Source organism: Pseudomonas sp. LB3P25 (assembly GCF_054897985.1).
The window spans coordinates 2,941,487-2,962,496 of sequence record NZ_CM142711.1 but is presented as its reverse complement, the minus strand read 5'-3'; the positions used below and the strand labels follow the sequence as shown (position 1 = coordinate 2,962,496).

Genomic DNA, 21,010 nt, shown 5'->3' with positions numbered 1-21,010 from the left:
GTGATTTTGAATAAAAAGAGAATTGGAGTTGTACCGATGAAAATGTTTGGCAGGACTCTGCTGACACTGTCCTTATTGGGCGCAATGGCTACTGGCGCCCAGGCCAATGACAAGGTACTGCGCGTCTACAACTGGTCGGATTACATCGCCCCGGACACCGTCAAAAAGTTCGAAGACGAGACCGGCATCCGCGTGACCTACGATGTGTTCGACAGCAATGAAACCCTTGAGGCACGTCTGCTCGCCGGCAAATCCGGCTACGACATCGTCGTGCCGTCCAACAGCTTCCTGGCCAAGCAGATCAAGGCTGGCGTCTATCAGGAACTGGATAAGTCGAAGCTGCCGAACTGGAAAAACCTCAACCCGGTCCTGCTGAAAAATGCCTCCGCCAGCGACCCGAATAACGGCCACGCCTTCCCGTACATGTGGGGCTCGATCGGCATCGGTTTCAACCCGGAGAAGGTCAAGGAAGTGCTCGGCAGCAACGCGCCGACCAATTCCTGGGACTTGCTGTTCAAACCGGAAAACGCCGCCAAGCTGAAAGCCTGCGGCATCAGTTTCCTTGATTCGCCGACGGAAATGCTCCCGGCCGCCCTGCACTATCTGGGCTATCCGGTGAATTCTCAGGACAAGGAGCAGATCGCTGAAGCTGAAGCGCTGTTCATGAAGATTCGTCCTTCGGTGGCGTACTTCCATTCGTCGAAATACATCTCCGACCTGGCCAACGGTAACATCTGCGTGGCGGTCGGATACTCCGGTGACGTGCTGCAAGCCAAGGCTCGCGCCCAGGAAGCGGGCGATAAGGTGAAGGTCAATTACAGCATTCCCAAGGAAGGCGCGGGCAGTTTCTACGACATGGTCGCTATCCCCCGGGACGCCGCCAACGTTGAAAACGCCTACCTGTTCATGAACTTCCTGATGCGCCCGGACATCATCGCCGAGATCACCAACAACATCGGCTACAGCAACGCCAACGCGGCGGCCACACCTTTGGTGGATGAAGCGATTCGGGATGATCCGGGCTCGTATCCGTCGCAAGCGGTGATGGCGACGCTGTATGCCATTCCGGACATGCCGATCGGCGTTCAGCGGGTGATGACCCGGGGGTGGACGCGGGTGAAGCTCGGCAAGTAATTCACTCGGATTTACCGTTGAACCTGAAATTGCCTTCGCGAGCAGGCTCGCTCCCACAGTGGTCCGTGGTGAAACACAGAGTGGTTAACGACGCTGATCCCTTGTGGGAGCGAGCCTGCTCGCGAAGAGGCCATGACATTCAACATAGATATCAGCTCCAACCTTTTCCGTTCATGCAGCGCCTTACCACCGCTGCACTCCTATCTGTAGAACGGCCTCACCTGGCTTCCTCGGTTAAGGTGAATTTGGGCGCCCTCCTCGGGCGCCTTTTTTTATGATGGAACGAGCGGCCATTCGGCCAGCGCTCGATAGCGGCCCTTATGGGATTCGAACAGGGTGAAGTGATCGGCCCGCAGGTTGAACTCGGGCGGCGTCGCGGACTCCGGCACCGGCATTCGGTAGTCACGCATCAAGGTCAAATGCGGGCGGAATTCCTTGGGTGAATCCTCAAAGGCGAACGGCAACATCGCCTGCTCCAGGGCATACACCAGCCGAAGCAACTCCGGCGATGCCTGCTCTGGCGCGAGCACCAACACCCCTGCCCTGCGCCAGACATCCAGTCGATCAAGTGCAACCCTCAAAGGCACACCCGGCGTTCGAATATTGGCGGCGGCCGTGCAGATATCGGCAATCTGCGCCACGCCAACCGCGCCCAAAAACATCAACGTCAGATGAAAGTTTTCCACCGGCACCGGGCGTCCGCTCCTGAGCCCAAGTGCGCTGCGCCATTGGGCGATGGCCCGGCGCTGTGCGGGTGCGCAGTCCAGCGCAAAAAACAGTCGTTTTAACGGCTCATGGGATTCGTCGCTCATACGTGGCACCTCCTGACATCCAAGTTATAGTTCATGCAAACGATTCAACTGGAGGGGGCCATGCGAGAGATCATCAGCAAGGAACCATGGTGGGCCGTGCCACCGAAACCCGGTCAGGATGAGTCCGAGCTGGAATGGGGCTGGCTGGTTCATTACAACGAGGGTGAGCCGCGCTTCGAGTTCGTCAAAGAGCGGCCGACGGACAGCGAAATCCGTAATCGCAAGAGTTGCAGGACCACCCCGACGCCGGAGTGATCCTGCCGTTGGCTCAGGCTTTGACGATCATTTGGAAACCGCCAAAGATCATCCGCTGGCCATCGAACGGCATCGGATTGACGTCCGGCTGCACCCGCGGATCAGACATGAGTTTTTCCATACCGGCATCACGGGTGGCCTTGTCGGGCCAGACGATCCAGGAAAACACCACGGTTTCGTCTGCCTTGAGTTTCACCGCCATCGGGAACGAGGTCACTTTGCCATCGGGCACGTCGTCGCCCCAGCACTCGGCGAGGCTGAGCGCGCCGTTTTCCTTGAAAATGGCGGCAACGGTTTCGGCGTGTTTTTTGAATTTTTCGCGGTTGGAAGTGGGTACGGCTGCGATAAAGCCATCAACGTAAGACATGGTCATTCTCCTGCTGGGGGTAGAGGGGCGATCTGCTGGTTAGTCGATTCCGACGGGCCCCAATCGACAGATCCGCTGCCCGAACTGACCGACGGTACTTCGGCGCTCCCAGCCAGATTGCCCTCGATCTGTGCCGCCATGTAAAACGTACCGGCCATCACACCGGTGGTCGGGTTTTGCACCAGCTTCAGCCAGGCTTTGTCGAACGTGTTGCCCAGACTGCTGCGAATCAACGCCTCGCTGTCCGGCCGGTCGTTGGCTTGAATGATGGCGCGAATCCCCGCCACGCCCACGGTAATCAGTCCCCCGGCCAATTTGCCCGCTGCGGCGGCCACTGCACTGGCCGCCCCTCGCGGGGCCATTTCGGCTTCCATCCGCTTGCTGGCACGCTTGGCCACCGGAGCCATGGCGGTGTCTGTCGAAGCCACCCCCTTGTCACCGCCGGCTTTGTGGATCTTGTCGATCAGCGCCGCGTAGGCTGGCAGCGAGTTCAACGGTTGGGTATGCACGACCTGATAAAGCGAGGCGTCCCGCGTCGGCGGTGGCCCAAGGGCGATGGCGGGGATTTTCTGGATACGCCCGTTGAGCTGGGCCATCGGCACGCCGTGGCGCTGGGAGATTTTCTGCAGTTCTTCCTGAAGGATGTCTACGTAGAACGCCGTTGCCAGGCCGAGAATCGCATCGGGATCAATCTCCACCGCGACCGGCGCCAGCACACGGTCTTGGTATTGCTCCAGCAGATAGGCCGCCAACCGCTTGGCCGAGGCATCCTGCTCGCCCTTGGCGCTGATGGTGTACCAGCTGACCTTCATCGACAGCCATTCCTGGGTCCAGTAACTGCTGAACCAGGGGATGAAGTTCTCTTCGGTCAGTTCATAGACCCGTGTTCGCCAGTAATCCATGGCACCACGCGCGTAGATTCTGGTCTGCTCGGTGGCCGATTGCGACGCCGCGACAATCTCCCGGTCCACCAGCTGCCACGTGCTTTGGGAAACAACCACCGGTACCACTTCCACCGGGGCACGCACAGGCATGGCGCATCCCGCCAGCACCACCAACACGGCGACGATCAGCGAACGCAGGTTCAAGATCGCGGTTCCTACAGACTTGCCCGAACGGAATGTCCGGTGTTCAAAGGCCTATTAATTTGAGTATAGGTGTCGGTGTTTGTTCGCTTGGGGTTGAGGTGTTCTTGAGGGCCTCTTCGCGAGCAGGCTCGCTCCCACAGGTCTGCGGCCACCCCGGTCCAATGTGGGAGCGAGCCTGCTCGCGAAGAGGCCCTCAGGAACACCCAAAAACAGTCCATCACTTATGTCGATATTCACCATCGCCGCGAATGCCTTCCGCGCAAAAACCGTCAGCGTAGGATCAACCCTAACCCAACGCAAAACCCCGCATCGGAGGGGCGAATCATGATTATCCATCTCCTGACCTGCCTGGCCCTGACGGCCGTCACACTGAGCGTTTTTTCCTGGTACGTCCTGTCCGAGGAGCGCACGTCATGATTCACTCCGTGACCCTGGCCGTAAGCTTTGCGGTGTTCGGCAATAACTACTACTCCCAGTCATTCGTTTCCCGCAAAACGTTCGAATTGGTGTTCGACAAAAACTTCGAGGCGTTGCTGATGCCATCGGCCGCCAATCACTTCAACAATGAAGTGATCGGGCTCAATGATCAGTTCCGGTTCCTGAACGATGTGCTGGAGGAGCACCTGCTGGCGACTGAACTCGCCGCTACCGCCCCCCGGAATCAATACTTCTGAGCAACTGGCCCAGGCCCTCGGCAAAACAGGTCGGTGAACTCAAGGAAAAGCGCTCAAGCAGGCGGCTGTTGTCGGCGCGCGAATGTTTGATATCACCGGAACGCGGCGCGTCGTAATTCAACGTCAGGGGCCGTCCCAGAAGCTCGCTTAACGTCGCCGCCAGTTCGTTAACGCTGGTGGATCGGTTAAACCCGACATTGACCGGCTCGATACTCGGCTCTGGCTCACCGACCGCCTGTACCAAGACCTTTACGAGATCATTTACATAAACAAAGTCCCTTGTTTGCTCCCCATCACCGTAAACCGTGATGGGGAGTTTTTTTTGCGCCCTCTCGCTGAAAATGCTGATGACACCGGAATAAGGCGATGAAGGGTCCTGACGGGGTCCGTAAATATTGAAAAACCGCAGAATGACCGGTTCAAGACCGTGTTGGCGTCGGTAGAAATCAAGGAAGTGTTCGCTGGCCAGTTTGTCGGCGGCATACGGTGTCAGCGGATTCTTCGGCGTGTCCTCGGTAATCGCCATGCCCTCGCCATTGTTGCCATAGATCGCCGCACTGGAGGCGTAAACCACGCGTCTTACGCCGGCCTGGCGCATGGCCTCGCAGATAGTGAGCGTACCGATGAAATTGCTTTGGTGAGTCGCGATCGGATCATCGACCGACGCCTGCACCGAGGCCACCGCAGCCAGATGAATCACCGCGCTGCAGTCTTTCATCGCTCGCTCCACCGTCGGCGCGTCGGCGACATCCCCCACTACCAGGGTTAAATGGCAGCGATCAATCGGCAAGTTCGACAATTTGCCAGTGGAAAGGTCGTCCAGAACCCGGACGCTATAACCGCTTTCAAGCAGTGCTTCTACCAGGTGCGAACCGATGAAGCCGGCACCGCCCGTCACTAGAATTCGATCAGCAGTCATGATTTATTTACTCCCCGGTGCAGTGGTGGGTGTTCGATCCATTGCAATGAAGTCGCTTATTTGCTCGATGAATTCACGGCTATTACTGAGCATTTGTTGCCAGTCAGTGGGAAAGCGAACATTCAACGGCAGTTGATCGATTCTCCAGCGCGGCGACAGGGGGTGATCAAACCGGGCGGCGACCTGCAAGCCCATTTCGCTGGCAGCGAACGGCCCACGCAACACCGTTGGCGTACGACCGGCGCTGTCGACGGCCTGGACAACATGGGCCGCCAACCACTCGCCATCGGGCATGCGAACGCGCAGCGGCTGGCCAATCGCGGCGTAGCTGATGTTCAGCGGTTCCAGATAAATCCACAGCAGGGGCTCTTCCAGCCGCTCAAGGCGCATCAACAATGTACCGGCACCGACGTTTTCGCCGGGCGTGACCAACACCTCCGCAATTCGACCGCTCTGTGTAGCCTTGACCGACAACGCGGCGAGGCGCGTTTTCAACCACTGTTGTTCGGCGGTCTGTTGAATAATCTCGCGCTCAACGCTCAACGGCGACTGACGAGCCAGTTGTTCGCGGCGCTCGAACGCCAACAGGTCCGCTTTAAAAGCGTCGAGTTCGGACTGGGCAGCCAGCACTTCTCCACGAGAGACGGCGCCTGATACGACGAGGTCTTCAAGCACCTGCACGCGTTCCTCCGTCCTGCTCACTCGGGTCCTCAGCAACTGACGCTCCCTCGTGTCCAGTTTCGCGTTGGTGGCGGGCACCGTTTTGGTCGGCATCGCGGCGAGCTGCGAGAGCCGCGCACGCCATTCGGGATTGTCGAGACTGACCAACGGCTGATCGACCTGGACCTGCTCCCCAGCCATGACGAACAGCTGATCAACCCGACCGGCATCCCGCGCGCGCACCTCAAGAATCGGCAGGCGCAATTGCGCCGGTGCGTCGATCATCAACATGCCGTAAGCCAGCTTCCCTCCCAGCCAGATCAAGGGACTCGCTACCAGGAACAGGATCAAATACCAACGCACGCGAAACGCCATGCGTTTGCCCGGCGCGTACAGCACAGTCAAACCCTGCTCCTGGGTGGGGTTCAGTTCTTTGCGACTATCGAATCGAATCTTCATGACGGCTCACCGTTTTGGAAAGTCTCGCCAGGCTTGCCAGTCAATGCCGGCAATTCCCCGTGGTTGCAGCTGTTCGCGCCAGACACTGGTCTGGTGCTGCAACTGCTCAGTCGACGCGCCGGCCCAGGATTCCGTGGCATCCAGTTGCGGCTCCGTGCTTTGCGCCAGGCGAAATTGCAGGTCGGGCCAACGTTGGGCGATCTGCTCTGCCATTCGTGCGCTGTTTTTCGGGTTACGGGTGTAGATCATCAAGCTGACCTGGCGCACGCCCGCGTCGGGAAGCGCGCACGGCAGACAGGTTTTTCCGGGTTTTGCCTCAGCGAACCAGCGATGGTGGCTGGAAATCTCTACTGGCCAAGGGCTGGCTGCGGAGGCTGCGCGCAAGGTGTCGAGCAAGTCCTTCACGCGCTGATCCGGGACCGGTACGCCCAGTTGTTCGAGTTCCAGGTCCAAGTGCAGGCTGGTGAATGAAAGCCCTTTGAGCTTCGCCAGTAAATCGGTGAGCTGATGGCGATCCTGCGGTTCGATCCAGGCCGAATCGCCGAGCAACAGGCTGACTTGCACCCCCTCGCCGGCCGCGTCCTGCAGCAATTGCTCCAGCCGTTGGCGCGTCGTGGCAAGGTCTTTCAACTGGGCGGACTTGAGGCCAAGGTAGATCTTGTCCATCCCGGCTTTACGCAGTTGCTCAAGCTCCGCCTTGCGTTGATCGGGATCGAGCAACGCTTCGCTGTCCCAGACATAACTGGCCTGGGACCATTGGCTCGACGGCGCCCCCACAGCCTGAGCCGGCAGTGGTTGTGCAGCCAGTATCGTCGGGGGCAACGACAGCGTCAGCAGCAGCAATATCGATCGCATATCAAAACCTCGTGGCTCGTTTAAGCACCCACCACGGCGCCATCGAGCTTTCTTCGTGGCCCCGGCGAAAGATCTCGTTGAGCATGGCCACTGCGCTCCAGCACCGCAGGAGTAGCATGAACAGCGGAAAGAAAGGCACCAACAACCCCAGGGTCATGTCCTTTCCAGGTCGGTCGGACACCATCAACAACATGGCGCCGAACAACAGCGCGGTGATCGTCAGGTACAGCGCATAGATCAGTACAAACAGAAACAACAGCGTCTTGCCCGGCAGTACAAACAACGCCAGCAAGGTGTAGCTGAAGATGAGAAACGGAAGCACCAGCTGAAAAAAGAAGCCGCTGAGCAGGATCATCAGAAAGGTCGGCCAGCCCAACAAGTTGGGGTTGATGTTGTGGTTGTGCTTTCTGATGTACAGAAAAAACAGGTCGCCATCCCAGCGCAAGCGCTGCATCAGAAACTGACTGAGCGTCGATGGTGCATCGGTGTGTCCAATCGCTTCCGGCTCGAAGGGAATCCTCAAGTCGTGTCGCTTGAAGTAACTTTTGATGCGCAACGTCAGGTCCAGATCCTCCGCGGTGTGCGTGTTCCAGCCACCGATTTTCACCAGAAAGCTGCGGCGGAATGCCCCGAACGCCCCCGAGACGTTATTGACCAGGTTCCATTCGGCCAGACCGATTTTCGACATGTGGATCGATAGCAGGTATTCCAGCGCCTGCATCGCGGTCACCCAGGAAGCCCAGACATTGCGCACTCGCAGGCTACCGGCGACCGCAGGCACCGACGGGTCCGCGAAATGGCGCACGATCGAGCTGACCATGTTGTTGTCGAAGGACGTATCGCCATCGAGCGCCATCACGATTTCACCGCTGGCAAGCGACAGGCCGGCGTTCAATGACGACACCCGCCCGCCCCTCTGCCATTTGGCGATCGGGCGTAAATGGCGTCTGGGGTACAACTGCGGGTCCACGTTGAAACTGCGAACGGCGCTGAGCGTCGGCTGGTTCACCGTGGCCCCGTCCACCACCGGAATCATCTCGATATGGCCGGGGTACGTCTGCTCGCACAGGCTTAACAGCGTGGTCTGAACGTCCATCCCTTCGCTGTAGCAGGTAATGATGCAAGAGACCTTGGGCCGATAGAGACTGATCTTCGGTACACGGGTACGCCGACGTGTGAACCAGCGCAATACCCCCAGCATCACCATGATCATCAGGGGCAATTCAAAGATCAGAAACAAAGGGAAAAGCATGAAAAACACCCGGCTCAAACCATCCGGCCCCATGAGCCCGCTGAGTGCGCTGAGGAGTTGCTCCAAGAAAGGGCTCATGGCGGTCACGCCAACTCACTGGCCAGACGGGCCAGTAGTAGTTCGCCATCTTCTTGCTCGAGAAGATCGTGGGGCGCCGTGATGCTGACGACACGCAGGGAAATGTCGCTGACCTCCGGTGCTGAAAACAATTCGGCGACCCGGCTCAAGCGTTGTTTGACGGTTTCCAGGCCCTTGCCATCGGTATGGGGAAGCATGATCCAGAGGTACTCTTCCGTACTTCTAGAGCAGCGGTCTGTTTCCCTGACGGTTTCCTTCAAACGATCAGCCACGCTATCGATGAAGGCATGGCCGTGGTGTTCCCCCAGGCGAGACAACGTACCGGCCAGGTTTACGAAGCGCAGACCGAGCAGTGAGAAGGCAGGCGACTGGTAGCGGCGTACGACCTGCATCTGCCAGGTCAGCAGGTCATAGAAATCCTTGCCGCCCAACAGATTGAGTCGACCGAAGTGATGGACCGTTTGATCGTTGAACTCCTGGCGGCAACGGAAACGTCCAGCCTCGGCCAGGCGAAAGTCTCTGACCTCGCGTACTCGCAACTTTTCCGGCGTGTGTGACAGGCCGCAGTCCAAGCAACGCGCCTGCACGTCGGCATCGACAAAAAACGCCTGACATGAGCGACAGCGATAGTTCTCCATAGGGCGGTCGTAATCACTGCCGATATGGCGCAACCGGTTCAAACAGTTGGGGCACAACAACACCCCGTCTTTGAGAAAGGATTCCTGTGGCCCCACATGCCCACAGGTAAAGCAGTGCAATGAAGGCTGCCGTGAAATGTCCAGGGCCTGGCATTCGGCACACACATCAATGTAATTGAGCCGGCCCGAGCCACACTCCGAACAGAGGCGAACGCGATCGACCAGAATCCCCTCCTCCAGCCAGTCCTGTTGCACCATCAAACTGAGCCAGACAAACGAGTTGACCTGCTCGTTATCAGCCAGGGCGTCCAGCAAGGGATAGCGATAATGCTGAGGCACCTCCGGGTCTCGAAGGGCATAGATGTGGGCGTTGTCGCGCAACCACAACCATGACAGCACCCGACTTTCAAAACGCTCGGGGGCAGAACCCCGTTTGAACAACCGGTAGCGTTCTTGCCACACGCCCCAGAGGGTTCTTATTTCGCTGGAATCGATAGGGCACGCACCATCACCCAAGGCTTCACACCAGCCATTTTGATCACGGCAACAGTAAATGAGGCTGTAGCGATAAGGGGCAATCGTGCGCAATTTTCGAAGCACCCGCCCTGCGTAGGTGGCTGGCAGGTCCAGCAGCACGACATCAAATGCGGGGGCAGCCAACAAGCTGGCTATATCGGCAAAGTGTTCAAGCTCCGGGCTATTCAAGCTTGGAACTCTAATACCCAGTATTGCAATCCGTGGAGTTGGAGTCGGCATGACGCACGGCCTCTGCAGACAGACAAGTACGGTTAAAAGGAGTTAGAAACACTAGCACCGCATCCGAAAATCGTCAGCATTATTATGAAGTTATTTTTTGATCTGCCGACTGCCAAAATTTCGTCGTTAATCTTTACCGCACCCTCCTTATCAACTGTGCTTCGACACTATTTAAATCTTGATAAAACAAAAAAAACAATTAGATACTTTTCATATACTTACACAAACTAAGTAACTCAAAAGTTACAACTATTCTCACTGCTAGGTAATTGCCACCATTTGATAGCGTTGCGCCATTTTATGGTATTAGCAGTTCATTCACATTTACGACAAATCCTTCAGCCATATTTGCGTATCGCCGCTCATACCGCATACACATTAATAAGTTCAACGTATTTTTATAGCAAAATCGCACTTGCATAGTGCTGAAATAACAATCCAGTCATTACACGAGTGAAACACAGCGTGTTTCAACAATGAACATTAGCTCAAATCTGACAACTTTCTTACTCAGCACAAACATCCCGGAGGCAACCCCGTAACCAGCGATGCACAGGGTCGGCATCCAGCCGCGGATGCCAGAGCATGGAGACAGTGAACGCCGGCAGAGACAACGGCAGCGCAAAGCTGTGCATGCCGGTGCGCAGGTTGGCGGTGTGCCGTTCGGGAACGCTGGCGATCAGGTCGGAGGCCCGGGCGAGTGCCAGCGCAGTGGAGAAGCCTGAGACGATTATTGTTGCTATCTGCCGCTCCAGTTCCAGGGGCTCAAGGGCCTCATCAATGGGTCCCTTGTCGAGCCCCCACCGAGAGACACTGATGTGACTGCCCGCCGCATAACGCGCGGGGGTTATCTCGCCCTGGCTCAGTGGATGCCCCATTCGCACGACGCCAATAAAACGATCGCGGAACAAGCCTTGCGTACGCAACTCCGGCCCAGCGGTCTTCCCCACCACACCCGTTTCCAGATCGACCGTCCCGTCGCGCAGTGACGTGCTGTCTTTGTCGGTTTTTTGCATGAAGCGCAGCCGCACGCCAGGGGCTTGCTCGGCGACGCGCGCAATCAGGTCCGCGCCAAAATTCTCCACAAAGCCTTCGCTGGTGCGCAGCGTGAACGTGCGACTCAGCTGTTTGAGGTCGGGTTGCTCGGCAGGCCGAAGTACCGCTACGGCATCCTGCACGACTTGACTGACCCGATCGCGCAGTTCGAGCGCTCGCGGGGTGGGCACCAGACCACGTCCGGCCCTGACCAACAGCGGATCGCCGGTGGTTTCACGCAATCGCGCCAGCGCCCGGCTCATGGCCGACGGGCTCAGCCGCAAGCGTTTGGCGGCACGCGCCACGCTGCCTTCGGCGAGCAGCACATCAAGGGTAACCAGCAAGTTGAGATCGGGAGTGGACATGCATTGCCCCGCGGTAGAGTGATATGGCGTTGAACGCACGTATTAAGTGCAAACAGTGCGCCTTCCGCCATCTTAGGCCGGGGCGTAGATTTCTGATAGCTCCGCTTCGGGAGTGGCCAGAAAAGAGGAACCGCATGAAATCAATCAGTGCAGTCGCAGAGCGTGCGCAACAGACACCGTCAGTTCGGTGGGCGCTGGCCAGTCTTTCGCTGTCGATGCTGCTGTCCTCGCTCGGCACCAGTATCGCCAATGTCGGTTTGCCGACCTTGGCCCAGGTGTTCAACGCCTCCTTTCAGGAAGTGCAGTGGATCGTCCTCGCCTACCTTCTGGCCATCACCACCCTGATCGTCAGTGTCGGACGGCTCGGTGACATCACTGGCCGTCGACGGCTGCTCTTGGCCGGCATCGGCGTGTTCACGCTGGCGTCAGCCCTGTGCGGCTTGGCACCCACACTCTGGATGCTGATTGGCGCCCGGGCGCTGCAGGGAATCGGTGCGGCAATCATGATGGCGCTGACCATGGCCTTTGTCGGCGAGACGGTGACGAAGGCGAAAACCGGCAGCGCCATGGGCTTGCTCGGGACGATGTCGGCGATTGGCACCGCGATGGGGCCGTCGCTTGGTGGCCTGCTGATTGGCGGGTTTGGCTGGCAGGCGATCTTCCTCATCACCGTACCGCTGGGCTTGCTGACGTTAGTGCTCGCGCATCGCTACTTGCCCGCCGATCGCCAGAAGCCCAAGACCGATCGCGCTGGGTTCGACCCACTGGGCACCCTGCTGCTGGCGTTGACACTCGCCGCTTATGCGCTGGCCATGACCCTTGGTCGAGGCAGCTTCGGCCCGCTCAACATCGCCTTGCTGTTGGCGGCGGTCGTCGGCGTTGGCCTCTTTGTGTTCGCCGAAGCTCGAGTCACCTCACCGTTGATTCGATTGGCGATGTTCCGTGACCCAGTGCTCAGTGGCAGCCTCGCCATGAGTCTGCTCGTCGCGACAGTGATCATGGCGACGCTCGTGGTCGGCCCCTTCTATCTCGCGCATGGGCTGGGCCTCGATGCCGTTCTGGTTGGACTGGTCTTGTCGGTCGGGCCGTTTGTCGCGGCACTGACCGGTGTGCCCGCCGGCCGGATTGCCGACCGCTTTGGCGCTCAGCGCATGACCGTCGCCGGGCTCGCAGCCATGGCAACCGGGTGCCTCACGCTATCGGTGCTGCCGGAGACGTTCGGCATCGGCGGCTACCTCTTGCCCATGATCGTGATAACTATCGGCTATGCCCTGTTCCAGACCGCCAACAACACGGCGGTCATGGCGGATGTTCAGCCGGACCAGCGGGGCGTCATCTCCGGCCTGCTCAATCTCTCGCGCAATCTGGGGCTCATCACAGGGGCGTCCGTCTTGGGCGCGGTGTTCGCGCTCGCATCGGCCTCGGTCGACATGGCAACGGCGCGACCCGAAGCGGTTGCCAGCGGTTTGCGGATCACCTTCGCCGTGGCGCTGGTGCTGATCGCTGTCGCACTGGCCATCGCGCTGGGAAGCCGCGCGTTGGCAGTGCGTCGTAACCGCCGGTAGGCCGACAGCTCGTTTACTTTTCCAACACGACCAGTGGCGTGTCTTTCTTCACAATGTACGTCGCCAGCTCCGACGCTTTGCTCGCGCCGATATTCTTCGCGACGTGCGCAGTACCTGCGGGGATGTACAAGGAATCGCCAGCCTTGAGCGTTACCGGTGGCCGCCCTTCGAGCTGATATTCAAACGTGCCCTCAATCACGTAGGCCACTTCCACCCCCGGATGAGAATGCTTGGGGGATGTCACACCCGGCTCGAAATCAACGCGAACCTGGATCACTTCACGCCCGGAGACGTCGAGGTCCTGACGCAGCAGATCGGTGCGGTGCAGACCCGCCTGCCAGTTTTTTACCGCAGGCGCTTCTTCAGCTTGAGCGAGGCCCGCGAAGGCGGTAAGTGCCGCAGCCACGGCGACGCCGAGCATGCCAGCGCAAATACGGTGGTTGAAACGGGACATGGCATTTCTCCAATCAGTGCGCGGGAATGCCGCGCGGAGCTTGCCGCGGATGCGGTGGCTCTATTTGGAGGCCGCCGTGTATCGCGCAAGTGTCGCCAATGTCTTGGTTTTGTATGCGAAGCTAGCTGCAGGCGCGCTGGATACGTTCCGATACAATCGGATCCTGCGGACACGAAAAAGCCCGCACAAGGCGGGCTTTGTAAATCGAGTAGGTGGCCGGTGCTGGTCTCCGGCTTACAAGGTTTATCAGGCTTCCCACAGAACAGTTTTGTGCTGTCCTGCTTCACACGGCATAAGGGCTGGATCTCAGCGCGGAGATCTTTCTAACCGTGTACCCTTCGGAACGCGCCCCACGTTTCCTCGCCATCCGCTTGCGCATCAGTCTGCGTCTTCACCTACATGTTCAAGAGTAGTACAAAGTCCAAAGCGCAAGGCGGGCTTTTTTAGAACGATTTTTTCCTGTAGCAAGCGTGGCTGGATGGAAAAATGCTATCGCCAGTGCCACACCTCACTGGGTCAAACCGGGCGCCGTCGCCTGACACTCCTTCCAGACCTTGCGCATCAACTCCTTCAGCATCAACGCCTCGGCCCAGCGATCAGTGATGTCGCCGCCGTCGGCACCCGTAATGGCATAGGGCGGTGGACCGAGTTCACAAGTGAAAGACAGGCTGGCCGGTGTGTTCGGTCGGGCCAGCCAATCCTCGATCCCATAGCGCCACCAGCCCAGGAAACGCTCCAGCCAGGGTCGATGCTGGGCGAAACTCAAGGGCACCTGGACCTGTTCGCCGTTGGCGACACGACCATGAAAACCCCAGCTGTAGCGCAGGATGGTATGGATCTGTTCGTCGTCCTCGGCAACGGCCGGCTCTGGCAGTTCGCGGCCCACGACATAGTGGGACAAGTCGGCCAACAGTTTGAGATCGGGCATTTCAGCAAGAATGTCGAGGGTGAATAACAGGTCGCTGGTGAGGCGATAACGGTGGGTTTCCAAGAGGATCGGAAAGTCCACCTGTTCGGCCAGACGCTGCCAGCCTTCGATCAGCTTGATCGCTTGCGCCAGCGTGCGCGGTCTGACGTCGGCTTGCAGCGTGAGATGGTGGCAGCCGTAGCAGGAGGCGACATCAATCGCCGCCGCCAGATCATCCACGGTGCGGGGGAACAGCTGACCTTCGATTTGCAGGCCCTGCGCCTTGGCGGCGGCACTGAGGCGTTTGGCCTGTTGCGCGACCCAGAAATGGTCGGTGATCCCGTCGTAGCCGGCGGCGGCGATTTTCTCTAGCTGCGCTTCCAGGGGAAGCTCACATTGGCCGTGCTGATCTTGCATGGCCCACAGGGACTGAAACACCAGAAATTCACGCATGTCAGCTCCTCAGCAATTGTTTGAGCGGCACACCGGCGTCGGCCAGCGTGTCCGCCGAGAGGGGGTTAGGGTGAGCGATCAGCCGCTCGCACAATTTGATGTCCTTGGCGACGCTATTGCCCTGGCCCCAGCCACAAGCACCTTGCAGGCGTTGCTCGGCATCGAGGTAGAACAACAGGAAGCCGCCCCCCGGGGTTGTCCGGCTCGCCGTGGGTTCGGCGTTCGAAATCACGCCCACGATCTGCAGCCCCCAGTCGTACTGATCAGACCAAAAACCGGGAATGACCTCGAAGGGTTGCTCGCCGCCCAATAGATTCAGCGCGGCGTGATGGCCCTGGGTCTCGGCGTTGCGCCAGGTTTCCTGACGCTGGAAAACGCCTTGCGGGTGCAGCTGAAACTCACAGACATCGCCCGCCGCGAAGATGTCAGGCGCGCTGGTGCGCAACTGAGCATCGACGCGGATGCCCTGCCCGACTTCGAGCCCCGCCGCCGCGGCCAATTCAGTGTTGGGTTGCATGCCGATCCCCACCACCACCAGGTCGCAGGGCAGAAGCTGGCCGTCGACCAGTTGCACCGCCTCGACGCAGGCGTTGCCCTGCACCGCCTCAATGACCACGTTCAAGCGGACATCCACGCCTTGGCTACGATGCAGTTCCAGCAAGACGCTGGACAGTCGCTCCGGCAGGACGCGCCCCGCCAGACGCGGTCCGGCCTCGAGCAACGTCACCGTGCAACCCAAGGCACGGGCGGTCGCGGCGACTTCGAGTCCGATGAAGCCGCCGCCGATGATCACCAACCGAGTACCAGGCCGCAACGAAGCGCGCAGGGCCAGCGCTTCGTCATGGGTCCGAAGATAAAGCACGTTGCCCAGATGCTCGGGCACAGAGGCCAGTCGCCGCGACCGCCCTCCCGTCGCGAGCAACAGGCGCGCATAGGCCAGCCAGCTACCGTCGGCCAACTGCAGACGATGCTGCTGCGGGTCCAGGTTTTTCACCAGATTGCCGGCGAGGTGTTCGATGTCCAGTTCGGCGAGTCGAGCGCTGTCGCACAGGCTGCAGCCCGCCAGATCAATCGTGCCCTGCAACAGTCCCTTGGACAGCGGTGGACGTTCATACGGAGGGAGGGACTCATCGCCGATCAGAATCAGGCGACCGCTATAACCTTCAGCACGCAGGGTCAGGGCCGCGCGGCCACCCGCATGCCCGGCACCGACGATGACCAGTGGAGCATTGGCAGAATTCATGGCACAGACTCCCTGCAATTAAACCGTGATGGCCAGCAGGACACGGCCCGCCTCGACTCGCACCGGATAGGTCTTGAGGTTGACGCACACCGGTGCACCAAGGGCTTTGCCGGAGCGGTAGTCGAAGCGCCCGTTGTGCTTGGGGCACTCGATGACATGTTCCATCACCAGGCCATCGGCCAGGTGAATGGACTCGTGGGTGCATAGGCCCGCGGTGGCGAAGAACTCGCTGTCGGCGGAGCGGTAGACGGCATAGGTGTGCTGGCCATGGTCGAAACGAATGACATCTTCTTCATTAATCTCGCCCACGGCACATACGTCGATCCATTGATCGGTCATGGCGCTTTCTCTTGTTAGTGGTACAGACAGGAAGGTGTCAGGCCGGTGCTACTTCAGCTTCCGCCCGGGCGGTTGCGGCAGGCTCTGCGCGCTGTGGCAAAGGGCGACGGATGAAATAAGTCGGGTCTTTGCGCTGCTTCCAGATGGTCGGGAGGATTTCCTTGAAGGCCTCGAACAGGCTGGTGTACGGCGGCGGACAGTCGTGGCGGATTTCTTCGTGAAGCTGCGCCAGCGCGTGAAACGGCACCATCGGATACATGTGGTGCTCAAGGTGATAGTTCATGTTGAGGTACAGGAAGCGCAGCACCGGGTTCATGTAAATCGTGCGGCAGTTGCTGCGGTGATCGAGTACGTCTTCAGCAAGGCCAACATGTTGTGTCAGACCGAACAGGTAGGACAGCCAGCCTCCGTACAGGGTTGGCAGACCGATAAACATCAGCGGTAACCAGCTCTGTAAATACAGTGCAGCGCCCACGACAAGCCCATAAATCACCAGCCAGACGCGCGCGTCCCTCGCCACCTTGGGCCACTCGGATTCCGGGATGAACGTCTGCTCTTCTTCATCCATCCGCCCGACTGCATGCCGGCAGACTGACCCCATCGTCTTCAACGCGTAGGGCATTCTGAACAGGCTCAGCACCATATTGATCAGGCTCGGCGGACGCGGCTCGACGATCTCTGGATCGCGACCGACGATGATGGTGTCGGTGTGGTGCCGCGCGTGGCTCCAGCGCCAGACTTGGGGTTCAAACATGAACATGAAGCTCGACAGCTGGTAGACCGCATCATTCATCCAGCGGGTTTTGAACGCCGTCCCGTGACCCGCTTCGTGCCAACGGGCATTGGACGCGGTGCCGTAAAGCAGGCCATAGACGAAGAAGAACGGAACGCAGGCCCAGGAGCCCCAGAACCAGTAACCACCGAAGCCGGTGGCGACCATCGATAGCAACCAGATCGCGGTATCGCGCAAGGCCGGGCCGTCGCGGCGCTGCATCAGTTCCTTCATGCGTTTACGAGAAATGGGCGATTGGTACCAGTTGGCCGACACCAAGCCTTTTTGCGCCGCTTTGGCGGCTTCGGGACCGAGCAATCGATAATCCCGAGGCACAGGTTTACCGGGGTTTTCATAGGCTGCGTTTTGTTCAGGCATTTTATTGTTCTCCGCAAGCTTGATGGTTTAGGCACCTTTCGACGCGGGATGGCACCGTTGGAGAAAAGATAGAGAGCGCACTGATTACCCTCAAGCCCTTGAATACATTCCCTATCAAGCTATCATCCAGGCCCAGCAAGGCTTGATAGTTTTCTATCAAGGCGTTTACGGGACCCGTCATGACCAACAACAAACGCCCAACCATCGCCACGGTCGCCGAGCACGCTCGGTTGAGTGTCGCCACCGTGGACCGGGTGCTCAACGCCAGGGCACCGGTCAACCCGAACACCGCCGAGCAAGTGTTCCAGGCCGCCGAAGCGGTCGGTTATTTCGCCGCCCGGCTGATCGGTCAGCGGATCCGCGAACGGCGTCCCAGCTACCGTTTCGGCATCCTCTTACTCGGCACCGCCCAGGCGTTTTATAGCAACGTCGCCGCAGCCATCACTGAAACGGCGCAACGTCAAGCCGGCGCCAACTTGAGCCTGCAATTCGAGTACGTTTTCGATCGCACACCCAGCGCGATCATTGCCCAAATCGAACAACTGGCGGTGCAGTGCGATGGCCTGGCGGTGGTCAGCTTCGCGCATCCGCTGATCAATGCCGCCGTCGCTCAGATCAGAGCCGCCGGCGTGCCGGTGATTGCGTTGCTGTCCGACATCCACGAGGCGGCGGATGAGCCCTATGTCGGCCAGGATAATCACGAGGTCGGACGGACCATGGGTTGGCTGATGGCTCACACCTGTGGCGCCCGCAAAGGTAGCGTCGGGGTGTTGCTCGGCGGTCACCGTTTCCTCGGCCATCAGGCGCGGGTCGAGGGGCTGCGCAGCTATCTGGCAGAGCGCGCTCCTGGGTTGCGGCTGCTGGAAGCGGTGATCAACCTGGACAATAGCGACATCACCGAAGAGGCGACGCTGGACCTGCTGGCACGGCATGACGACTTGCGCGGTTTGTGCGTGGTCGGCGGTGGCGGCGACGGCATTATCAGTGCCCTGTCACAGCTGCCGAAACGGCCATCGCTGTGCTGCATTTTGCAGGAGTCGACCGAGCTGTCGCGCCAGGCTTTGTCGCAGGGTTTGATCAGTTTGGTCATCGATTCCCAGCCGCGATTGCTGGCGGCGGCGCTGGTCGATTTGCTGGTGGAATTGCAGACCGCGCCGGACTTCGATCCGGCCCGGCATCGCATCCATATTCCGTTGCAGATCATGACCTCAGAAAACGCTCGGCCCTGAACGTAATGCTGATCACTTAAGACATTCTTCAATCGAGCAAGAATCTGTGGCGAGGGGATTTATCCCCGTTCGGCTGCGAAGCAGTCGTAATCCAGACAACTTAGTCTGTCTGAAAAGACGCTGGGGCTGCTTCGCAGCCCAACGGGGATAAATCCCCTCGCCACAAATGTGGACGCCCGCGCTTAAGTGAACAGCGTTACGGCCCTGAACGGAAAGCCTCGGCACTCAGTCCGAACCGATTCATCTTGTTGTACAACCCGCCACGAGAAACGTTCAGCTGTTTGGCGGCCAGGCGGATGTTGCCGCGGGTATCCTTCAGGGCTGCAATGATCGCATTCATTTCATGGGCACCAAGGTCCAGTGCGGCTCGGGGTTCGGGCACATTTCCCGGCGCCGACAGCCGCTGCCTTTGCTTGATTTCAAGCGGTAGATCACCCGGTTGGATCAGTTCGGTCACCGCCAGATTGGTCGCCCGTTCAATGGTGTTTTCCAGCTCGCGAACATTACCCGGCCAGTGGTAGGCCAACAGAATATCCAGCGCCTCTGGCGAGATGCCCTGCACCGATTTGCGCAGCGAGCGGGCGCAGCGGCTGAGAAAATGTCGCGCCAGCAATGGCACATCGTCCCGGCGCATTCGCAGCGGCGGAACCGTCAGGTTCAGGACGTTGAGCCGGTAGTAAAGATCCTCGCGAAAGGCACCCTCGGCCACCGCCTGGCTCAGGTTGCGGTGGGTGGCAGCGATGATGCGCACGTTCACCTGCTGCGATTTTTTCGCACCCACGCGCGTCACCTCGCCTTCTTGCAAGACGCGCAGCAGGCTGACCTGGGCATCAAACGACATGTCACCGATTTCATCGAGAAAGATCGTTCCGCCATCGGCCAATTCGAACTTCCCGGCAGATCCTCCGCGGGCCGAGCCGGTGAAGGCGCCCTCGACATGACCGAATAGTTCGCTCTGCACCAGATCTCGCGGAATGGCCCCGCAATTGACGGCCACGAAAGGACCGCTGCAACGGTCACTGGCGTTATGGATCGCCTGGGCAAATAGCTCTTTGCCAGTGCCGCTTTCACCCAGGATCAGCGTGGTCGAGTCACTGCGACTGGCGATCCGCCCCAGGTGCAACGCGTCCTGTATGGCTCGCGAACTGCCCTGAATGGTCTCGAAGGTGTAACTGGCTTGAGTGCCGATGATTCGCCGGGTAATTTCCCGGATGCGCCGGTTCTCGCGCAACGAGACAATGCGCCCACCCTGCTCCAGCGAGCACACGGACACCAGGCAAGCCAGGTGGCTGCGATCATGCAGCTCAAACGTGCAATCCAGATCTCTTATCCCTTCATACTGCTGCCCTTCCCCGCCGCGCAGCAGAATCTCATCGGTCAGTTCGCTCTGGCCCAGACGCTGGAACGGGCTGCCCAGCAGGTCCCGGCCCACGCGAAACAATTGGCGAGCGTAACGGTTGAGTGCCTTGATGCAGCCCCGCTCATCCAGCACCACCAGTCCTTCGTTGAGTACTTCAAGCACGGTTTGTTGTTCTTCCAGCAGTGCTTGCAGCGCCATCTGCCGCGAGACCGCTTCGGCCGCGGCCTGAACCGTGCCGAGGGTATGAAAATGAAACCAGCCCGGCTCGGCGGTCAGGGTCAGCATGGCCAGTGTCCGGCCCTGCGCATCCCGGATCGGCGCGGCGGCACAATGCATCCGCCGCCGGCGCAGGCCGATCCCGAAGTTTTCCTCGGCCAGCACATACACCAATCGGTCTTCGGCAATCGCCAGCCCCGTGCAATTGGTGCCCTGCACCGACTCCAGCAGCCGGCTGCCCACCGGTGTGAGATCAAGGCCGCAGAAATACAGCGTCGTCCCTTCGGCATCGGTCAGATTGATATGGCCCCGGGGGTTGTAAGCCAGCAACCCTCGCATGACCTCCGCCGCCGCCGTGATCAACACACGATTGGCCGCCAGCGTCGCGGCCAGCACGTCGGGGGCGACAAAACGGTATTGCCCATCATCGGGATCGAGGCCTGCACTGACGCTGCGCAACCAGGAGTCCCAAATAATCTGCCTGACCCCGGCAGGTCGATCGGTGCGACCTTTCAGGCACGCCAGCCAGGCCTGCTCCAGCTCAGCGATCGGCCCTTCATTTAACGACGCCGGACCGAGCGCCGTAATGTAATCGAGGTCTTGCACGCTGAAGGCCATTGGCTGTGGGATCACCGTTTGCTCCTATGTTCATATTTTCGACATGTCAGTATAGGCATGTCATAAAAATGAACACTTATTTCAACAAGCGCTTATTAACTCCTTAAATATCAATGATTTAAATATTGG

At 59.3% G+C, this 21,010-nt stretch carries 20 protein-coding genes; 5 read left to right on the top strand and 15 right to left on the bottom strand.

What is annotated here, in order from left to right:
* Nucleotides 1-36: 36 nt before the first annotated feature.
* Nucleotides 37-1,134, top strand: a complete 1,098-nt coding sequence (locus ACYZTW_RS13455) for a polyamine ABC transporter substrate-binding protein (protein ID WP_462005272.1) — start codon at nt 37-39, stop codon at nt 1,132-1,134.
* A gap of 272 nt (nt 1,135-1,406) precedes the next feature.
* On the opposite strand, the gene thpR is transcribed toward ACYZTW_RS13455, so the two are convergent.
* The gene (gene thpR / locus ACYZTW_RS13450) at nt 1,407-1,946 is read right to left on the bottom strand and encodes an RNA 2',3'-cyclic phosphodiesterase (protein WP_462005271.1); all 540 of its coding nucleotides are present in this window, start codon (nt 1,944-1,946) and stop codon (nt 1,407-1,409) included.
* 60 nt (nt 1,947-2,006) lie between these two features.
* Here thpR and ACYZTW_RS13445 point away from each other — a divergent pair, with 60 nt between their 5' ends.
* Nucleotides 2,007-2,201, top strand: a complete 195-nt coding sequence (locus ACYZTW_RS13445) for a hypothetical protein (RefSeq protein WP_462005270.1) — start codon at nt 2,007-2,009, stop codon at nt 2,199-2,201.
* A gap of 13 nt (nt 2,202-2,214) precedes the next feature.
* On the opposite strand, the gene ACYZTW_RS13440 is transcribed toward ACYZTW_RS13445, so the two are convergent.
* Together ACYZTW_RS13440 and ACYZTW_RS13435 are read right to left on the bottom strand one after the other, a co-directional pair.
* Nucleotides 2,215-2,568: a DUF1428 domain-containing protein gene (locus ACYZTW_RS13440; protein WP_462005269.1), complete on the bottom strand. Its 354-nt coding sequence runs from the start codon at nt 2,566-2,568 to the stop codon at nt 2,215-2,217.
* Between the two features lie 2 nt (nt 2,569-2,570).
* Nucleotides 2,571-3,656, bottom strand: a complete 1,086-nt coding sequence (locus tag ACYZTW_RS13435; RefSeq protein ID WP_462005268.1) for a hypothetical protein — start codon at nt 3,654-3,656, stop codon at nt 2,571-2,573.
* Nucleotides 3,657-4,069: 413 nt separating this feature from the next.
* Between ACYZTW_RS13435 and ACYZTW_RS13430 the strand changes: the two genes are divergently transcribed.
* Nucleotides 4,070-4,330 (top strand): hypothetical protein, encoded by a 261-nt coding sequence (locus ACYZTW_RS13430; RefSeq protein WP_123367907.1) that lies wholly within the window; start codon nt 4,070-4,072, stop codon nt 4,328-4,330.
* Here ACYZTW_RS13430 and ACYZTW_RS13425 read toward each other — a convergent pair.
* The 6 genes from ACYZTW_RS13425 to ACYZTW_RS13400 form a co-directional block, all read right to left on the bottom strand.
* Complete coding sequence (locus tag ACYZTW_RS13425) at nt 4,302-5,249, bottom strand: NAD-dependent epimerase/dehydratase family protein (RefSeq protein ID WP_462005267.1); 948 nt, start codon at nt 5,247-5,249, stop codon at nt 4,302-4,304. The genes ACYZTW_RS13430 and ACYZTW_RS13425 overlap by 29 nt on opposite strands.
* 3 nt (nt 5,250-5,252) lie before the next feature.
* Nucleotides 5,253-6,368: an HlyD family secretion protein gene (locus ACYZTW_RS13420; RefSeq protein ID WP_462005266.1), complete on the bottom strand. Its 1,116-nt coding sequence runs from the start codon at nt 6,366-6,368 to the stop codon at nt 5,253-5,255.
* Between the two features lie 6 nt (nt 6,369-6,374).
* The gene (locus ACYZTW_RS13415) at nt 6,375-7,223 is read right to left on the bottom strand and encodes a hypothetical protein (protein ID WP_462005265.1); all 849 of its coding nucleotides are present in this window, start codon (nt 7,221-7,223) and stop codon (nt 6,375-6,377) included.
* Between the two features lies 1 nt (nt 7,224).
* Nucleotides 7,225-8,553 (bottom strand): glycosyltransferase family 2 protein, encoded by a 1,329-nt coding sequence (locus ACYZTW_RS13410; protein WP_462005264.1) that lies wholly within the window; start codon nt 8,551-8,553, stop codon nt 7,225-7,227.
* Nucleotides 8,554-8,558: 5 nt separating this feature from the next.
* On the bottom strand, nt 8,559-9,896 hold the full coding sequence (locus tag ACYZTW_RS13405) for a TackOD1 domain-containing metal-binding protein (protein WP_462005263.1): 1,338 nt from the start codon (nt 9,894-9,896) through the stop codon (nt 8,559-8,561).
* A 557-nt stretch (nt 9,897-10,453) separates the two neighbouring features.
* Nucleotides 10,454-11,347: a LysR family transcriptional regulator gene (locus ACYZTW_RS13400; protein WP_462005262.1), complete on the bottom strand. Its 894-nt coding sequence runs from the start codon at nt 11,345-11,347 to the stop codon at nt 10,454-10,456.
* A gap of 134 nt (nt 11,348-11,481) precedes the next feature.
* Here ACYZTW_RS13400 and ACYZTW_RS13395 point away from each other — a divergent pair, with 134 nt between their 5' ends.
* Nucleotides 11,482-12,912, top strand: a complete 1,431-nt coding sequence (locus ACYZTW_RS13395; RefSeq protein ID WP_462005261.1) for an MFS transporter — start codon at nt 11,482-11,484, stop codon at nt 12,910-12,912.
* Between the two features lie 13 nt (nt 12,913-12,925).
* Here the strand turns inward: ACYZTW_RS13395 and ACYZTW_RS13390 are convergent, their stop codons facing one another.
* From ACYZTW_RS13390 to ACYZTW_RS13370, 5 genes are all read right to left on the bottom strand, one after another.
* Nucleotides 12,926-13,366 carry a cupin domain-containing protein gene (locus ACYZTW_RS13390; protein WP_462005260.1) on the bottom strand — a complete coding sequence of 147 codons (441 nt, stop codon included), beginning with the start codon at nt 13,364-13,366 and terminating at the stop codon, nt 12,926-12,928.
* 508 nt (nt 13,367-13,874) lie between these two features.
* Nucleotides 13,875-14,726 (bottom strand): sugar phosphate isomerase/epimerase family protein, encoded by an 852-nt coding sequence (locus tag ACYZTW_RS13385; protein ID WP_462005259.1) that lies wholly within the window; start codon nt 14,724-14,726, stop codon nt 13,875-13,877.
* Nucleotide 14,727: 1 nt separating this feature from the next.
* On the bottom strand, nt 14,728-15,969 hold the full coding sequence (locus ACYZTW_RS13380; RefSeq protein WP_462005258.1) for an NAD(P)/FAD-dependent oxidoreductase: 1,242 nt from the start codon (nt 15,967-15,969) through the stop codon (nt 14,728-14,730).
* 18 nt (nt 15,970-15,987) lie between these two features.
* A complete protein-coding gene (locus tag ACYZTW_RS13375; RefSeq protein WP_046049276.1) occupies nt 15,988-16,308 on the bottom strand; it encodes a MocE family 2Fe-2S type ferredoxin in 321 nt (106 codons plus the stop codon).
* A gap of 37 nt (nt 16,309-16,345) precedes the next feature.
* Complete coding sequence (locus tag ACYZTW_RS13370) at nt 16,346-17,458, bottom strand: fatty acid desaturase family protein (protein ID WP_462005257.1); 1,113 nt, start codon at nt 17,456-17,458, stop codon at nt 16,346-16,348.
* 179 nt (nt 17,459-17,637) lie between these two features.
* Here ACYZTW_RS13370 and ACYZTW_RS13365 point away from each other — a divergent pair, with 179 nt between their 5' ends.
* A complete protein-coding gene (locus ACYZTW_RS13365) occupies nt 17,638-18,687 on the top strand; it encodes a LacI family DNA-binding transcriptional regulator (RefSeq protein ID WP_462005256.1) in 1,050 nt (349 codons plus the stop codon).
* Nucleotides 18,688-18,883: 196 nt separating this feature from the next.
* Here ACYZTW_RS13365 and ACYZTW_RS13360 read toward each other — a convergent pair whose 3' ends face one another.
* Nucleotides 18,884-20,881, bottom strand: a complete 1,998-nt coding sequence (locus ACYZTW_RS13360) for a sigma-54 interaction domain-containing protein (protein WP_462005752.1) — start codon at nt 20,879-20,881, stop codon at nt 18,884-18,886.
* Nucleotides 20,882-21,010: the final 129 nt, after the last annotated feature.

Bases quoted from the DNA above. Each gene is read 5' to 3' on its own strand.
- ACYZTW_RS13430 (WP_123367907.1), top strand. From the start codon at position 4,070: ATGATTCACTCCGTGACCCTGGCCGTAAGCTTTGCGGTGTTCGGCAAT.
- ACYZTW_RS13425 (WP_462005267.1), bottom strand. From the start codon at position 5,249: ATGACTGCTGATCGAATTCTAGTGACGGGCGGTGCCGGCTTCATCGGT.
- ACYZTW_RS13410 (WP_462005264.1), bottom strand. From the start codon at position 8,553: ATGAGCCCTTTCTTGGAGCAACTCCTCAGCGCACTCAGCGGGCTCATG.
- thpR (WP_462005271.1), bottom strand. From the start codon at position 1,946: ATGAGCGACGAATCCCATGAGCCGTTAAAACGACTGTTTTTTGCGCTG.
- ACYZTW_RS13385 (WP_462005259.1), bottom strand. From the start codon at position 14,726: ATGCGTGAATTTCTGGTGTTTCAGTCCCTGTGGGCCATGCAAGATCAG.
- ACYZTW_RS13360 (WP_462005752.1), bottom strand. From the start codon at position 20,881: ATGGCCTTCAGCGTGCAAGACCTCGATTACATTACGGCGCTCGGTCCG.
- ACYZTW_RS13440 (WP_462005269.1), bottom strand. From the start codon at position 2,568: ATGTCTTACGTTGATGGCTTTATCGCAGCCGTACCCACTTCCAACCGC.
- ACYZTW_RS13390 (WP_462005260.1), bottom strand. From the start codon at position 13,366: ATGTCCCGTTTCAACCACCGTATTTGCGCTGGCATGCTCGGCGTCGCC.
- ACYZTW_RS13365 (WP_462005256.1), top strand. From the start codon at position 17,638: ATGACCAACAACAAACGCCCAACCATCGCCACGGTCGCCGAGCACGCT.
- ACYZTW_RS13375 (WP_046049276.1), bottom strand. From the start codon at position 16,308: ATGACCGATCAATGGATCGACGTATGTGCCGTGGGCGAGATTAATGAA.
- ACYZTW_RS13380 (WP_462005258.1), bottom strand. From the start codon at position 15,969: ATGAATTCTGCCAATGCTCCACTGGTCATCGTCGGTGCCGGGCATGCG.
- ACYZTW_RS13445 (WP_462005270.1), top strand. From the start codon at position 2,007: ATGCGAGAGATCATCAGCAAGGAACCATGGTGGGCCGTGCCACCGAAA.
- ACYZTW_RS13415 (WP_462005265.1), bottom strand. From the start codon at position 7,223: ATGCGATCGATATTGCTGCTGCTGACGCTGTCGTTGCCCCCGACGATA.
- ACYZTW_RS13395 (WP_462005261.1), top strand. From the start codon at position 11,482: ATGAAATCAATCAGTGCAGTCGCAGAGCGTGCGCAACAGACACCGTCA.
- ACYZTW_RS13400 (WP_462005262.1), bottom strand. From the start codon at position 11,347: ATGTCCACTCCCGATCTCAACTTGCTGGTTACCCTTGATGTGCTGCTC.
- ACYZTW_RS13455 (WP_462005272.1), top strand. From the start codon at position 37: ATGAAAATGTTTGGCAGGACTCTGCTGACACTGTCCTTATTGGGCGCA.
- ACYZTW_RS13370 (WP_462005257.1), bottom strand. From the start codon at position 17,458: ATGCCTGAACAAAACGCAGCCTATGAAAACCCCGGTAAACCTGTGCCT.
- ACYZTW_RS13420 (WP_462005266.1), bottom strand. From the start codon at position 6,368: ATGAAGATTCGATTCGATAGTCGCAAAGAACTGAACCCCACCCAGGAG.